The 15235-nt window shown below is 54.3% G+C and carries 12 protein-coding genes; 5 read left to right on the plus strand and 7 right to left on the minus strand.

Annotated features, from left to right (window positions below; all coding sequences use genetic code 11):
* Positions 1 to 138: 138 nt before the first annotated feature.
* From fba to rpoE, 4 genes are all read right to left on the minus strand, one after another.
* Positions 139 to 993 (minus strand): class II fructose-1,6-bisphosphate aldolase, encoded by an 855-nt coding sequence (gene fba, locus ABIE48_RS31025; RefSeq protein WP_076176960.1) that lies wholly within the window; start codon positions 991 to 993, stop codon positions 139 to 141.
* Positions 994 to 1175: 182 nt separating this feature from the next.
* Complete coding sequence (locus ABIE48_RS31030; protein ID WP_076176959.1) at positions 1176 to 1559, minus strand: response regulator; 384 nt, start codon at positions 1557 to 1559, stop codon at positions 1176 to 1178.
* A gap of 176 nt (positions 1560 to 1735) precedes the next feature.
* Positions 1736 to 3337, minus strand: a complete 1602-nt coding sequence (locus ABIE48_RS31035) for a CTP synthase (protein WP_192717559.1) — start codon at positions 3335 to 3337, stop codon at positions 1736 to 1738.
* Positions 3338 to 3756: 419 nt separating this feature from the next.
* The gene (gene rpoE / locus ABIE48_RS31040; protein WP_105444912.1) at positions 3757 to 4314 is read right to left on the minus strand and encodes a DNA-directed RNA polymerase subunit delta; all 558 of its coding nucleotides are present in this window, start codon (positions 4312 to 4314) and stop codon (positions 3757 to 3759) included.
* A gap of 386 nt (positions 4315 to 4700) precedes the next feature.
* Between rpoE and ABIE48_RS31045 the strand changes: the two genes are divergently transcribed.
* A complete protein-coding gene (locus tag ABIE48_RS31045; protein ID WP_105444913.1) occupies positions 4701 to 5864 on the plus strand; it encodes a S8 family peptidase in 1164 nt (387 codons plus the stop codon).
* 156 nt (positions 5865 to 6020) lie between these two features.
* Here the strand turns inward: ABIE48_RS31045 and argS are convergent, their stop codons facing one another.
* From argS to ABIE48_RS31060, 3 genes are all read right to left on the minus strand, one after another.
* Entirely contained in the window at positions 6021 to 7700 is a 1680-nt protein-coding gene (gene argS, locus ABIE48_RS31050) for an arginine--tRNA ligase (RefSeq protein ID WP_192717560.1), read from the minus strand.
* Positions 7697 to 8122: a YwiB family protein gene (locus ABIE48_RS31055; protein WP_192717561.1), complete on the minus strand. Its 426-nt coding sequence runs from the start codon at positions 8120 to 8122 to the stop codon at positions 7697 to 7699. Before ABIE48_RS31055 ends, argS begins: the two co-directional genes overlap by 4 nt.
* A gap of 238 nt (positions 8123 to 8360) precedes the next feature.
* Positions 8361 to 9560, minus strand: a complete 1200-nt coding sequence (locus tag ABIE48_RS31060; RefSeq protein WP_192717562.1) for a WD40/YVTN/BNR-like repeat-containing protein — start codon at positions 9558 to 9560, stop codon at positions 8361 to 8363.
* Between the two features lie 269 nt (positions 9561 to 9829).
* On the opposite strand from ABIE48_RS31060, the gene ABIE48_RS31065 reads away from it, so the two are divergent.
* The 4 genes from ABIE48_RS31065 (at position 9830) to ABIE48_RS31080 (ending at position 15182) form a co-directional block, all read left to right on the plus strand.
* Positions 9830 to 10795 (plus strand): carbohydrate ABC transporter permease, encoded by a 966-nt coding sequence (locus ABIE48_RS31065; RefSeq protein ID WP_192717563.1) that lies wholly within the window; start codon positions 9830 to 9832, stop codon positions 10793 to 10795.
* Positions 10792 to 11628 (plus strand): carbohydrate ABC transporter permease, encoded by an 837-nt coding sequence (locus tag ABIE48_RS31070; RefSeq protein WP_076176951.1) that lies wholly within the window; start codon positions 10792 to 10794, stop codon positions 11626 to 11628. The genes ABIE48_RS31065 and ABIE48_RS31070 overlap by 4 nt, the downstream gene beginning before the upstream one ends.
* A 172-nt stretch (positions 11629 to 11800) precedes the next feature.
* The gene (locus ABIE48_RS31075; protein ID WP_192717564.1) at positions 11801 to 13588 is read left to right on the plus strand and encodes a cache domain-containing sensor histidine kinase; all 1788 of its coding nucleotides are present in this window, start codon (positions 11801 to 11803) and stop codon (positions 13586 to 13588) included.
* On the plus strand, positions 13563 to 15182 hold the full coding sequence (locus ABIE48_RS31080; RefSeq protein ID WP_192717565.1) for a response regulator: 1620 nt from the start codon (positions 13563 to 13565) through the stop codon (positions 15180 to 15182). Before ABIE48_RS31075 ends, ABIE48_RS31080 begins: the two co-directional genes overlap by 26 nt.
* The last annotated feature ends 53 nt before the right edge of the window (positions 15183 to 15235 follow it).

Raw genomic sequence — 15235 nt, forward strand, 5'->3', positions numbered from 1 at the left:
TGTATGAAATGGAAAAACACCGGCTAAGCGGTGTGCTTTCCATTCCTTGCTATTCAATTGGGCGCCCCGGAGCGGGGCAGCCCTCTATATCATGAACCACACCGTAGGGCTGGGCCCTACTTCAAACCTTGTGTAACATTAAGCCTGGTTGTTGGATCCAAACTCGCGGATTTTGCCGACAACGGTTGCCTTGATGGCATCGCGGCCTGGAACGATGTATTTACGCGGATCGTATACGTCCGGTTTAGCAGCAAGAACTTCACGCACCGCTTTGGTGAACGAGATTTGGTTCTCTGTGTTGACGTTGATTTTGGATGTGCCCAAAGAGATGGCTTTCTTGATATCATGCGTCGGGATGCCTGTCCCGCCATGAAGAACGAGCGGAAGGTTCACGGCGTCGCGAATCTCTTCCATTTCTTTAAAACCGAGGTTTGGTTCGCCTTTGTAAGGTCCATGAACAGAGCCAAGCGCCGGAGCCAGCGTGTCGATTCCGGTTTCTTTGACGATGCGTACGCAGTCATCCAGTTTGGCATACATAACAGATCCGACTACGTCATCTTCCTGACCACCGACCATTCCAACTTCGGCTTCAACGGAAACCCCTTTGGAATGCGCGTATTCAACAACTTTGCGCGTCGTTTCGATGTTGGTGTCGATCGGGCTGTGAGAGTCATCGATCATAACGGACGTAAATCCAGCGTCGATCGCTTCCTTACATTTGTCGAAGCTTGAACCGTGGTCCAGGTGAATGGCTACGGGAACCGTAATCTTCATATCATGAAGCAGGCCTTCCACCATTTTTACAACGGTATAGAATCCGCCCATATGACGAGCCGCGCCTTCGGATACGCCCAGGATTACCGGGGATTTCTCTTCTTCGGCGGCAGCAAGAATCGCTTGCGTCCACTCAAGGTTGTTGATGTTGAATTGACCAACCGCATACTTCCCTTGAAGTGCTTTGTTTAACATGTCTGTCATGGATACTAATGGCATGGTTCCAATCCTCCTAAAAAGTGTTTGTCTGATCTAAGGGTTTTAAGCCGAAATTCGCATTGCATTCAGCGCTATTATACCACATCATATTGTAAATGCTAAACAAGCATTTGAAATTAAGCAGATATAGGAAGGGCAGGGCAAAAAAAAGAATTCTGCCAGGTCAGCAGAATTCCATCGCTTTAGCCAAATTGAACCGGGCTGTCTTTGAGCTGCATGTTTACCGCCACCCGCATCTCATCGATATCGAACGGCTTCGTAAAGTGCATGAGTGCTCCAAGCTCGGTCGCTTCCTTGATCATATCAAGCTCTCCGTAGGCCGTCATCATGATCACTTTGATGGATGGATTCATTTCCTTGATGTGCTTCAGGATTTCAAGCCCGTCCATTCCGGGAATCTTCATATCGAGCAGAACCAGATCCGGCGATTCCTTCTCCACAATTTCCAGTGCAATCTTGCCGTTGGCCGCCTGAAACGTCGTATAACCTTCACTGTTGAACACTTCCATGAGCAAAATGCGAATACCGTTCTGGTCATCGACGATCAATACCTTTTTGTTATCCACTCAAACTTACCTCCCAACAATCAGCTGCGTCCGAATCAAACCCCTAATTCCTAACTAAACTGTTAATTCCATACTCCTGCAATCTCCATTTAAAGGTATTCGCCTTCTAGATACAAATTCCTGCAACTTCATATAAATGAAAAATGGGCCTCCTGAGGGAGACCCATAGCTGTATATTAACGTTCTACTTGCAGCGCAGCCTTCACGAATTCACGGAACAACGGCTGCGGACGGTTCGGACGTGACGTGAATTCCGGATGGAACTGCACAGCCAGGAACCAAGGGTGGCCCGGGAGTTCCACAATTTCCACCAGACGTCCGTCCGGGGACGTTCCGGTAATGCGCAAGCCCGCTTTTTCAATCTGCTCGCGGTACTCATTATTGAACTCATAACGATGGCGGTGTCTCTCGTAGACGAGCTCGTCATTGTAGCACTGCATCGCCAGGGAGCCCTCGGCCAGCTTGCAAGGATACAATCCAAGGCGCATCGTTCCGCCCAGATCTTCAATATCCTTCTGCTCCGGAAGCAGGTCGATCACCGGATACTCGGTGGACGGGTTGATTTCCGAGCTGTTCGCTCCTTCGAGTCCCAGCACGGAACGGGCGTATTCGATCACAGACACCTGCATGCCGAGGCAAATGCCGAAGAACGGAATTTGCTTCTCACGGGCGTAGCGGATCGCCGATACCTTACCCTCAATCCCGCGGTCACCGAAGCCGCCTGGAACCAGAATGCCGCCGATGCCGTGCAGCAGCTCGCCCACGTTCTCATCGGTCACTTCTTCCGCGTTCACCCAGCGGATTTTTACATCCGCGTTTGCGTCAAAGCCTGCATGGGAAAGGGACTCAACCACACTCAAATAAGCGTCATGCAGAGCGACATACTTGCCGACGATGGCGATTTCCACCGTTTTCTCCAGCTTGTTAATGCGATCCACAAGGCTTTCCCACTCGGTCATGTCCGGCTTCGGCGTCGTCAGCTTCAAGTAGTTGACCACGATCTCGTCGAGCCCTTCATCGCGAAGGTTCAGCGGCACCTCGTAAAGCGTAGATGCGTCGCGGCACTCCACGACCGCACTTTCGTCGATATCGCAGAACAGTGCGATTTTCGCCTTCATATCCGCAGACAGCTCATGCTCCGTCCGGCATACGATCACATTCGGCTGAATGCCGATGCTGCGCAGTTCCTTCACGCTGTGCTGGGTCGGCTTGGTCTTCACTTCCCCTGCAGCTTTAATATAAGGAATCAGCGTCACGTGGATGTACATCACATTCTCGCGGCCAATTTCACTCTTGATCTGACGGATGGCCTCAAGAAACGGTAAACTTTCAATGTCGCCGACGGTTCCGCCGATTTCCGTAATCACGACGTCAGAGCCTGCTTCGCGGCCTGCACGGAACACCCGCTCCTTAATTTCGTTCGTGATATGTGGAATGACTTGAACCGTTCCGCCCAAATATTCCCCGCGGCGTTCTTTGCTGATCACCGAGGAGTACACCTTCCCCGTCGTGACATTGCTGTTCTTGGACAGGTTGATGTCGATGAATCTTTCGTAGTGCCCCAGATCAAGGTCGGTCTCGGCGCCATCGTCCGTTACGAATACTTCACCGTGCTGGTAAGGACTCATGGTGCCGGGGTCTACGTTCAAATACGGATCGAATTTCTGGATCGTCACCTTTAAACCCCTATTTTTAAGCAGCCTTCCGAGTGAAGCGGCGGTAATCCCTTTACCCAAGGAAGACACGACCCCGCCCGTCACAAAAATATACTTTGTCACTGTAAAAACCCTCCTATTAAAGTCCAGAAATTCAGGCGACATATGATGTTTAGCGTAACCCAATTCACGTTTTTTCATCGGAATCGGGCCGAAACAAGTTTGTTGCTTTCTCTCTCTGTGAACAACAATGCGCCATTTGAAATCAAATGGCACAATTGGGTAATCGACATTATATAGATTGAACTAAAAAAGATGAATCATTTCCATTCCATTCCCAGTTCATCTACCCCCGCGAATATGGTGGAAGGAGAGTTCCGCTTCCATGACATACCGCATTAAAAAACAAAAAAGTGACACCCGTAGTACGGGGCACTTTTTATTATTTTACGCATATTTAAATCTCAATCATAAGCCCATGCAATAGTTTACTCTGTGCCTTGTCCCCTGTCAAGAGAGGATTGGCGATTCTGCGGATGGAATTAATCTTCGTCCTCATCGAGGTCGTCTTCTTCTTCCTCTTCCTCATCCTCTTCAACGGCGTCTTCATCTTCCAGGTCCTCGTCGTCGAGCATCACGTCTTCGTCTTCTTCCACTTCTTCCTCGGAATCGTCATCGGAATAGATGTCGTCATGATCCTCGTCGATCCGGTCGAAATCATCGTCGCTGTCCTCAGCAAACGTATCTTCCTCGTCCGTGAAATCGTCATCCTCATCATCGTCGTCATCGTTAATGATGCGCGGACGCTTGGCGCTGCTGATCGGATCTTCGGAGCGGTCAATCGGATACCAGCGCTTGAGTCCCCACAGGTTCGTTCCTACGCAGGCAAACCGGCCGTCGATATTAATTTCTGTATATAGCTGCGCAACGGTCTCTTTAACTTCTTCATCCGTCAAACCGCGAAGCTTGGCTACCTCTTTCATCAGGTCGAGATAATAAAACGGCGTATTCGCCGCCTTCAAAATGGCAAAGGCCAGGTCGACCATTGGCATTTCCCGGATTCTCTCGGGATCCATTTTAAGCTGGAGTGAGTTACTCACTTACGGACACTTCCTCTCACGCAAAGTTCACCTTATATATCGTTACTTATAACAACATATCCATTATCAAAACTAAGTAAAACCTATTTATAAATAAAATGCAAGTTTTAAGTGCATAAAGGAAGACTGCAAGGTTGTCCTAAAAAAGGCGAATGAAAAGGCGGAGTATCCTCCGCCTTCCGACTGTATCCGCCCACGAAGGAGAAACTCCTCACGGGACCTGGAAAGAGACGCCCATGGCCTCTTCAGTCTATATTATGTCCGCCTCCGGCTTTTGACATCGGGGCAGGGCCTATTTCGTCAAAAAAGGGCATGTTCCCACTCCTGCCGCACTCCCCGCTCATACAATGCAAAAGCAGGGTTCATTATGAGGGGGACTGCCCAACATGGACTACACCAATTTTATCCAGATGCTGCTTGAAGATATGGAGAGTCCCGTATCGTCCGGAGAAAAAAATATTATCAGGTTTCGCGAACCGCGGCATTTCTATGCCTGTCAGGATCGGCTGCAGACGCTTCACCTTCGGTATCCGAACATGCCCGGCATCCAGGTGTCCGATCTCCTCGAGGCCATGATCGCTCCGTTTCCGGTCAGCAGCAGGTTGATGTCCAAGTATCATGACGATCTTATTATTGAAGAAGACACCCAAATGCAGGTCCATACCTTGGTGAACAACAAAGTCAACCAAAGCCCAGGCATTCCGTACGGAGTCAAGCAAATTCAGGCTCCCAAAGCCTGGTCCACTTCGACGGGCTACCGCATCCGGATTGGAGTGATCGATACCGGGGCCGACTACTATCATCCCGATCTGCGCCAGTCGCTGGCCAAAGGGATCAATCTGCTGCACCGGCATCTGCTGCCGCTCGATGACAACGGGCACGGCACCCACATTGCAGGAACCATTGCTGCCGCGAACGGTCCCGACGGCATGATCGGCGTCGCCCCGCGGGCCATGATTTTTCCGGTCAAAGCCTTCGACAACAACGGATCCGCCTATGTCTCGGACATTATCCAGGGGATCGACTGGTGCGTCCGCAACCGCATGCACATCATCAATATGAGTTTCGGCATGAAGACCAAAAGCAAGGCGCTACTGGACATCGTCGGCAAGGCCTATACGGCCGGGATCTCGATCGTCGCCTCGTCCGGCAATGACGGGAAACGGCGAAGCATCGACTATCCTGCAAGGTACGGGCAGACCATATCCGTGGGAGCGACCGACCGGAACCGCCGCATCGCCAGCTTCAGCAACCGCGGCGACCTCATCGATATTTATGCGCCGGGCGATAAAATCATTTCTTCCTGGACGCGCGGCAAGTACCACGAGATGAGCGGCACCTCCATGGCGACTTCGCATGTCAGCGGATCAATCGCGCTGCTGCTTGCCCAAAATCCCGACCTGTCGCCGGCTGAAATTAAAGAGCTCCTCGTCGCAACCGCCACGCCGCTGCGCCCGAGAAAAGGGCAATCCCGCGTCGTGCACACCGGTGAAATCAATGCCTACCGGCTGCTGCGTGAAGGCATCAAACGCAAAAATAATCCAAGCTAGACGAGAGCGGCCTGTACCGCTCAGGACAAACGGAGCTTCTGCTCACGTACATGCCAAACAACTACAATATTTAGCATTTGTTGAAAAAGGCCGCCTCCGGCAAATACCGGAGACGGCCTTTCATATGTTCGGCGTATTCAAAAGGGGAAGAAGGAATTACATCTTCTCCGGAGCGGATACGCCCACGATTCTCAGCACGTTGGCGATAACGGTCCGCACGGCGCCGAGCAGGGCGAAGCGTGCCTGCGTTTGAGCGGCATCCTCGGTGATAACGCGCTGCGCCTTATAGTAGCTGTGGAACAGGGAAGCCAAGTCATACACGTAACGGATCATCCGGTGCGGCGCGTAGCCCGCTGCAGCAGTGGCGATTTCCTCCGGCAGCTCGCCGATTTTACGGAGAAGGTCATACTCATGCTCCGTGTTCAGCACCGTGAGGTCCACTTCGTACAGCGGTAGCAGCGCAACGCCCTGCTCTTCCGCCTGACGGTAAATGCTGCAAATCCGCGCGTGCGCGTACTGCACATAGAACACCGGATTTTCGTTGGACGTCGAAATGGCCAAATCCATGTCGAAATCGAGATGGGAGTCCATGCTGCGCATCGTGAAGAAGTAGCGGATGGCGTCGATGCCGACCTCTTCCATCAGGTCCTCCATCGTTACGGCTTTCCCCGTACGCTTGGACATCTTGACCTTCTCCCCGTTCTGGAACAGGCTGACCATCTGCGCGATGAGCACGGTCAATTTGTCGGGATCGTTGCCGATGGCCTGCATGGCTGCTTTCATCCGCGGGATATAGCCGTGGTGGTCGGCTCCCCAAATATTGATCATGCGGTCGTAGCCGCGGTTGTATTTGTCCCGGTGATACGCGATATCCGGTGTCAGGTACGTATAGGTGCCGTCATTTTTCACCAATACACGGTCCTTGTCGTCCCCGTATTCAGTCGTCCGCAGCCAAGTGGCACCGTCCTGCTCGTACACCTGGCCTTTGGCTTTCAGTTCGTCCAGAGATGCTTCAACGAGTCCCTTCTCGTACAGGGAAGTCTCGCTGAACCATTCGTCAAAATGTACCCGGAAGCGTGCCAAATCGCGTTTGATTTTGCCAAGCTCTTTCTCCAGGCCGTACGAACGGAAGAACGCCGTCCGCTCGCCCGGATCCATGGACAGCAGGGAGTCGCCTTTCTCGGCGACGAGTTCCTTGGCAAATCCCTTGATATCTTCGCCATGGTATCCGTCCTCAGGCATTTCCGCATCCTGTCCGAGCGCCTGCAGGTACCGGGCTTCTATCGACTTGCACAGGTTTTCGACCTGGTTGCCCGCATCGTTGATATAGTATTCGCGGGTTACTTCATACCCGGCAAAGTCCAAAATATTGCACAGGGCGTCGCCGACGGCGGCTCCCCGGGCATGTCCCAAGTGCAGGCTGCCTGTCGGATTGGCACTGACGAACTCGACCTGCACGCGCTGTCCCTGACCGAGCTGTACGCGTCCATAGTCTTCGCCCTGCGCGTAGACCTGTTCGATCACGGGGTACAGATAGCTTTTGTTCAGCGTAAAGTTAATGAAGCCCGGGCCGGCGATTTCGGCCTTCTCGATGGACGCCTTCTTTACGTCGATATGCTCCAGGATCGCTTCGGCGATCTGGCGCGGGTTTTTCTTCGCGATCCGGGTCAGCTGCATGGCGGCGTTGGTGGCAAGGTCCCCGTGAGATTTATCTTTCGGCACCTCAAGCGTAATGCTGGGGAGCTCTTCACGGCTGGCCAGCCCGGCGGCGACCACCGCGTCCTTGACCGCCTCCAAAACCAGCTGGTGAATCTGTTCGAGTGGATTGAGTGTCATGATTGATTATCCTCCTGTATAAAAAAGCTGATGGTGAAATGCCCTGTGCATTCCTCGTATACATATAGATCGTACGCCCAGCTGATTTCCCCTGTCATTCCGTCCAGGTCCATCTTAAGGGAACGCGTATCCGTCGATAGGTTAAAGGACGTATAAGGCGAACGGTAAAAGCCGGGAAGCCGCTGCCCCTCCTGAAAAGACTGCTCTGACTCCACGGCGCCGTGCCGGATCATTTTCAGGCTGTTTGCGCCGATTTTCACTGTCGTTTTGGTCTTCCGCCCCTGCAAATCCGCTTCCGGCTCCTCGTACATCACATAGAGAGCTTGTCCGCGGGCAAATACCTGCGCCGTCATCTCCTGGTTGACCTCCTGGCCGTCATGACGGCTGCGCAGACGGACGGTAGCATTTCTGGCATGTGGCATTACGCAATACTCCAATCTATTCTTTCCTATTGTACTACTATATCCAGTTCGCTGTATCAATTCAATACAAACCGTGCCTGCCGCAGACTGCCTCTACTGTACAGCTTTCACAGCGCCGGGGATTCGTATTCCGGGAAACCCACGCCGTCATCGAAAAAAAGACGGAACCGCCAGTAATAACCGGCAGCCCCGCCTTATGACTGTTACTGCAACTTCATTCGTACCATGTTACTTCCGTTTAAGGATTCAACGCTTCCTTAAATGCGAACTTCCGGTTCCAGCTGGCACCGCCGTCATGGGTGGCATAAATCGACGATTTGGTGGCGCTAGTCACCACAAGCCAGCCCGTCTTGCCGTCCGTAAAGGAGATCCGTGAATCGTAACCATTAATGGACGGCTTTACGTTCTTCCACGTTTTTCCTCCATTATAAGTCACGCCGACAGACACCATGCCGCCCGCCGGAGAGCCGCCGGACAGAAAGGACGTCTCCTTGCCGATCAGCTGCATGTTGCCGGGGTGTCCGCCTGGCTGGGCCGGCCCCTGATTAACGACAGCGGCCCCACTGCCGGGAGCCGGGCCTCCGCCTGCCGTGGATTGGGCGATGACACGCTTCCAATGTACGCCTTGATCTGAGCTGCCATACAGCGAATAGGATACCTGGGACATGCCTGAACCGCCATAAAACAGCGCCCAGACCTGATTGTCCTTGCTGTAAATTTGTCCGCCCGCAGGGTACGGGGAGTCAAACTTCACGTTCAGCTTCGTGCCCCAGCTGTGCCCGCCGTCGGCCGTGCCCAATACTTTATAGCCAGAGCCGGGAACAATGACCAGGACATACCCGTTGTTCTTATCCCGAAACGTGGCATATCTCGTATTGGCCGGCGTAGGGACTTTCACCCAGCTGTTCCCGCCGTTATCGGTCCGGTAGGCGCCATTTTGCGTGTAGCCATACACCGTGTTCTTGCCGAGCGCCTCCAGCCGGTTAAACGGCAGATTGGCCGTATACACCTGTTTCCAATGCGATCCGCCGTCCACCGTCTTGAGCATATGCGTGGTCTGGTGGGAAGGAAGGGTGGCGATGGCCCATCCGTTCACGTTGTCCGTAAATTTGATCTGGGCAAAGTTCCATTTCCCCGTGTAAATTTCCTGCCAGTGGCACCCCGCATCCGATGTGCCGATCATAAACCCGGTTCCTGCCGCCCGGCCCGTCGACCCGTTCAGAAACTGAATATCGGTAAAATGAAGCGGGTCCGCGCCCTCCCCCATATGCTGTTTCTGCTCTTGCTGAAGCAGGCCGTGATCGCCGCTTCCGCAGGGAGCAGGCGCCGCGGCGGCGGCCGAAGTCTGCGTTGGGGATAATCCCCAGCCCGCCATCATCAGCAGCATAAGCGCAGCGGCAGCCAAGGAAGAGTTTCTAAGCAGCTTTTTCATGATCATAACGACACCTCCATATCGATTACATTACCCTCTTTGGGGATTCCCCACTCGCAAAAAAAAGGTCCTCATCTTCATTCCAAAAATAGCATGCGAGTGTTTGGATTGGTGAGCGACTTTGGCTTTGCGCACAGCGCAAAACAAGAGAGCGAAGCAAGCCAAACAGGAGCAAACACCATTCAATAGTGAAAGAATTTGTGCATCCTTCGACTACAGGCATGGTTCAGCCCACGATACAATGAGAGCTACTAAAAGGCGTGAGGTGATTGATTTTGAATGCACAAACGATACCGGCGGCGGACAAGGCCCAGCCGGGCAAAAACATGAAAACGGTTGCCAAAACGTTGAAAGGACGCTGGAACGCCCCGCTGGCCGGCTACCTGTTCATCGCCCCCTGGCTGCTAGGTTTTCTCATTTTACAGCTGTGGCCCATTATTCAATCCTTCTATTTATCTTTCACCGAGTTTTCCCTGCTGGAACCAGCCCGCTGGATCGGGCTCAAAAATTATCAGGATATTTCGCAGGACCGGCTCTTTTTCAACTCGCTGAAGGTGACCTTCCTGTACGTCATTACTTCGGTTCCCCTGAAGCTGCTGGCAGCGCTGCTGGTCGCTATGCTGCTCAACCGGAATATTCGGGGTATTTCCTTCTACCGCACGATCATTTATCTGCCGTCCCTGATCGGGGGAAGCCTGGCGGTGGCCGTGCTGTGGCGCAACATTTTCGGCCTCAACGGATTTATCAACCATCTTGTGATTCTGGTCGGCATCGCCCCGAAGAACTGGATTGGAACGCCCTCCACTGCCCTCGGAACCCTGGTCCTGCTGACGGCGTGGCAGTTCGGCTCGTCGATGATTATTTTTCTGGCCGGTCTTAAGCAGATTCCCGGGGAGCTGTACGAAGCAGCCTCCGTGGACGGGGCCACACCTTTTCGCAAATTCATCCGGATTACGCTGCCCATGCTGTCGCCCGTCATCCTGTTCAACCTGATCATGGGGATCATCAACGCGTTCCAGATGTTCACCTCGGCGTTTGTCGTTACCAACGGAGGTCCGGTCAATTCGACCGAAATGTTTGCCCTGTACCTGTACAACAAAGCCTTCGGTTCGCTGCAGATGGGCTACGCCTCGGCACTGGCCTGGATCCTACTGGTCATTATCGGCATCGCCACAGCGATTAATTTTTTCGCATCTAAATATTGGGTGTTCTACGAAACGGAAACGGAGGGTCGCAAATGACAGGCGTTCTGAAAAAACAAAATTGGCTGGTTCATATTCTGATGATCGTGTTCTGCTTTGTGATGTTCTACCCCGTACTCTGGTGGATCGGCGCCTCTTTCAAATCGACAGCCGAGATTAGCCTGCCCTCCCTGTTCCCCAAAGTATGGCTGTGGCAGAATTATACGGAAGGCTGGAACGCGCTGCCCAAGTATACGTTTACACGCTTCTTCATGAACAGCCTCAAGCTGAACGTGGCGACCACGGTGCTGCACGTCATCTCCGCCAGCTTGGTGGCCTTCGGATTCGCCAGGCTGACCTTTCCGCTGAAAGGGCTGTGGTTTTCCATCCTGATGATGACCCTGATGCTGCCGGGCCAGGTCACGCTCATCCCGCAGTATACGATGTTCCATTCTTTCGATTGGATCAACACGTATCTGCCTCTGATCGTCCCGTCGGCCATGGGTGGAGCCTTCTTTATTTTTCTGATCGTCCAATTCATCAGGGGCATTCCGCGGGAGCTTGACGAGTCGGCGAAAATTGACGGCTGCACCTGGTTCGGCATCTACCTGCGCATCGTCATGCCGCTGACCCTGCCGGCGCTGATCACGGTCATGATCTTCTCGTTTATTTGGGGCTGGGACGATTACTTCGGTCCGCTGATTTATCTGAATACCGTGGACAAATATACCGTTCCGCTGGCGCTCCGAATGTTCATCGATTCCCAGTCGGCCGTGCCGTGGGGTCAGCTGCTCGCCGTGTCCCTGCTCTCCGTGCTGCCGCCGGTCGTGATCTTCTTCCTGGCGCAGAAGCATTTTGTCGAGGGCATTGCTACGTCAGGGCTGAAAGGCTAGTCACCTGGAGCGCAATAAAACGAAAGCAACAGGGGAATCGCTCATTCCATGCTTTTCTTCCGGACCGTATCGTGAACGTAATTCTCTCCCCCGGCGCGCCGTGAACGGCCGCTTTGGGATAGCAGCGCGTTAACGCTATGGCCTCGCCGCACCCAAGAGGAGGGGAAAAGCCATGAATCCGTTTCGCATGTTCCGTATCGATTATGTGTTTTTCTTCAGCTTTGCCGCTTTTATCGCGGTCCTGATCACTATCATGATGATCGTCAGCTACCGGTTCTCCGCCAATGAGCAGGCGGACAGCGCCTCCATGTATCAACAGGCGGTGCTGCAGCAGCTCAACAAACAGCTCACCGACCAGATGAGCGCCGTGGAGCAGACCTCGCTCGCCGTAGCCATCAACTCCCCGCTGGTCAATTATTTGACAATGAAAGGAGACTATTATGCCCGCAAAACGGCCAGGGACGAGCTGAACCGGGATTATCTGGCGCCGATGCTGAACAGTTCCCGCTCGATGTTCTCCTTTCAGATTTATATGAGAGATCCGCTGCAAGTCGACCCCAACGCGAACATTCAGTACCTTCCGCTGAATTACGCCAGCCGGGAAAGCTGGTATCCGGCCGTCGACAAGGCCGACTTCGTCTGGATCGGACAGCGCGAGGTCGGCTCGCCGCAGGGGAAGCAGCAGGTCATCAGCTTTATCCGTAAAATCACGACGCCGGACGGGGTGAACCGCGGAATCCTCATTATCAACGTCCGCGTCAAATTTCTGCAGGATATCCTGACCGAGGACAATTCCTCGGCCAGCCGGCTGCTGCTCGATTCCGGCGGCCGGATGATCATGCACACCCGGATCGCTCCGCCTCCTGGAGAAATCGATGCCATTCTGAAGGAGGTCAGCGGAGATGCCGGCCATGCGCATCAGCTGCTGGAAGCGGCAGGCTCGCTTCCGGAGAAGAACATGCTGACCGTCTGGTCCCGCACGGCCCCCGGCAGCTGGATGCTGGTCGAGCTTACGCCATGGAAGGACATCACAGGCGGAAGTGTCCGCCTGGCATGGACCATGGCTACGATCGGAGCTGCCGCCATCCTGCTGTCGGTATTCTTCACGCTGTTCCTTTCGAGGAATTTCACGGTGCCGATCCGGAAGCTGGTCCAGCTGATGCAGGCGTTCAATCCCGGCAAGAAAGGGCTGCCGCTGCCTACAGAATACCGCAACGAATTCGGCAGTCTCTTCAGCGGCTACCGCAAACTGACCGAGCGGATCGAGACGCTGTACCAATCGCTGGAACAGCAGTACAAGGCGCAGCGCGAGGCGGAAATCAAGGCGCTGCAGGCGATGATCAACCCCCATTTTCTCTACAACACCTTGGATCAGCTGAACTGGATGGCGCTGGAGGCCGGCCAGGAGGAGATCAGCCGGGTGCTTGAACTGATGGGGCAAATGTTCCGTATCGGGTTGTCCGGCGGCGAATCCTTGATCCCGATGCAGGATGAGCTGCTTCACGTTGAATGCTATTTGAAAATTCAACAGTTCAAAAGGGGGCAGGGTCTGGACTGGGAGATCAACTGTACGGAGGAACTGCGGCAGCTTCTGATTCCGAAGCTGACCCTGCAGCCCTTTGTGGAAAACGCGATCGTGCATGGCTTCCATGGACGCAGCCATGGCCGAATCGTCCTGAATGCCGTGCAAGAGGACCGCGGCATCCGGATCCGGATCCGGGATGACGGCGTCGGCCTGCGGGACGATTGGAAGACCCGGAGGCGCCATCCGACGGGTGGATACGGCATCCGTAATGTAACCGAGCGCATTCAAGTATTTTTCGGTCCGCCTTTCGGCGTATCGCTCCGGAATCGTACCGCCGGATCAGGCACCGAGGCGGAAATTTATCTTCCGAAGCTGACGCAGCAGCCGGATTTGGAAGGAGGACGAAGTGATGTGGACACTCGCGATCGTGGATGACGACCGGCAGGTGCTTGGGGGGATGTCGCGGCTCATTCCCTGGGAGCAGCTCGGCATCCGACCCATCGGGGAGGCCATGGACGGTGAAGAGGGGCTCCGGCTGATTAGAGCTGCCAAGCCGGATATCGTCATTACGGACATCTATATGCCGGTCATGAACGGGCTGGAAATGATCGAGCAGCTTCGCAAGCAGCAGTTTGACGGCAAAATCATCATCTTAAGCGGCTACTCGGACTTTGATTATGCCCGCAAAGCGCTGCGGCTGCAGGTCGACGATTATTTGCCCAAGCCGGCCTCACCGGCTACGATCCGTGAGGTACTGCAGCGCGTAATCGCCGAATTGTCAGAGAAAAGAGCGGCAGAGAACCGGGAGCAGGAGCTTCAGGACCGGCTGATGCAGTACGAGCCCTACCTGGAGAGGGAATGGGTGAAATCGGTCCTCACGGGCGGGACCTTCTCCCCTCCGACCGGGCCGTACCGGATGCTGGACCGGCTTGGCTGGAAAGGCGCCCAGTTCATGATGCTGGCCCTGGAAATCAAGCGGCAGGGGCGGACGGAGGGCATCTCTGCCCGGGACTGGCACCTGTTCCGCTTTGCCGTCGGTAATACGGTCGAGGAGCTGGCCAGGCAGGATGGACTGAGGAGCTACTTTTTAGAGCTGCATAGTCACCATATGACTCTGCTGCTGTATAAGCCCCTTCCCTGGCCCGCGGAAGCGTTTCGCTCCGAGGTACTGGCACTGGCCGGGCGCATCATTGAGTCAGTGGACCGTTACCTTCAGGTCAAGCTGCGTATCGGGGCAGGACTCCGGAAAGACGATTGGACGGCTATTGCGGATTCCACGGAAGAGGCCTTTCAGGCCCTGGCCGAGCGGCGTGAGCCGGATGCAAACCATCCCTGCATCTACGTCTATACCGAAGCCGGCTTCCGGCATCCGGCAGCGCGAAACGTGCGTCCGGTCCGATTTTTTCAGGAAATGGCGGATGCGGTTCGGACCTTCGATGAGCCGCGGGCCCTGCTCGCGCTGGAGGATTTCGCAAGCAGCGACAGCGGCGTGGCACAGCTTTCTCCCGGCGAGCTGGCAGCCCTCGGAACACAGCTGTTTGCCATTCTCTCCTTCACGCTGTACGATTCCGGCCACAAGCTTGACGACGAGCTGCCTCCCTCGGATCTGTCGAAGGAGCTGGGATTGATAGAAAACGCGCAGCAGTGGAAGGCCTGGGTGGCCGAGAAGGTTAAGCGGATCTGCCGCCGGTTTACTCCCAATGAGAACCTGAAGCATAAGGAAACGGTGGAGTTTATCATTCAGTACATTCACGAGCATTACGCCGAAAACATCCACCTCCAGGATGTAGCGGATCAGGTCTATATTTCCAAAAATTATTTGAGCACCCTATTCCGCCAGTTCACCGGCGAGACGTTCGGCGATTATTTGACCCGGGTCCGGATGGAAAAAGCCAAGAGCATGGTCCTGGAGAAAAAGCTGTTTATCGCCGAAATTGCCGAGCGGGTCGGATACCGCAACGTACCGTACTTTACTACGCTGTTCAAAAAGCATACCGGCCGCAGTCCGACCGAGTTCTACCGGGCCTAATGCAGCTACTGCCGCTTGGATACGCCCAGCATACAGGACAAGCGCAGCCGGCA

The organism is Paenibacillus sp. OAE614 (assembly GCF_040546645.1).
Taxonomy (GTDB): domain Bacteria; phylum Bacillota; class Bacilli; order Paenibacillales; family Paenibacillaceae; genus Paenibacillus_AQ; species Paenibacillus_AQ favisporus.

What these genes read in the sequence shown, in the direction of transcription:
- ABIE48_RS31075 (WP_192717564.1), top strand. Translation starts at nt 11,801, where the DNA reads ATGAATCCGTTTCGCATGTTCCGTATCGATTATGTGTTTTTCTTCAGC.
- ABIE48_RS31055 (WP_192717561.1), bottom strand. Translation starts at nt 8,122, where the DNA reads ATGCCACATGCCAGAAATGCTACCGTCCGTCTGCGCAGCCGTCATGAC.
- ABIE48_RS31060 (WP_192717562.1), bottom strand. Translation starts at nt 9,560, where the DNA reads ATGATCATGAAAAAGCTGCTTAGAAACTCTTCCTTGGCTGCCGCTGCG.
- ABIE48_RS31080 (WP_192717565.1), top strand. Translation starts at nt 13,563, where the DNA reads ATGTGGACACTCGCGATCGTGGATGACGACCGGCAGGTGCTTGGGGGG.
- argS (WP_192717560.1), bottom strand. Translation starts at nt 7,700, where the DNA reads ATGACACTCAATCCACTCGAACAGATTCACCAGCTGGTTTTGGAGGCG.
- ABIE48_RS31045 (WP_105444913.1), top strand. Translation starts at nt 4,701, where the DNA reads ATGGACTACACCAATTTTATCCAGATGCTGCTTGAAGATATGGAGAGT.
- fba (WP_076176960.1), bottom strand. Translation starts at nt 993, where the DNA reads ATGCCATTAGTATCCATGACAGACATGTTAAACAAAGCACTTCAAGGG.
- ABIE48_RS31070 (WP_076176951.1), top strand. Translation starts at nt 10,792, where the DNA reads ATGACAGGCGTTCTGAAAAAACAAAATTGGCTGGTTCATATTCTGATG.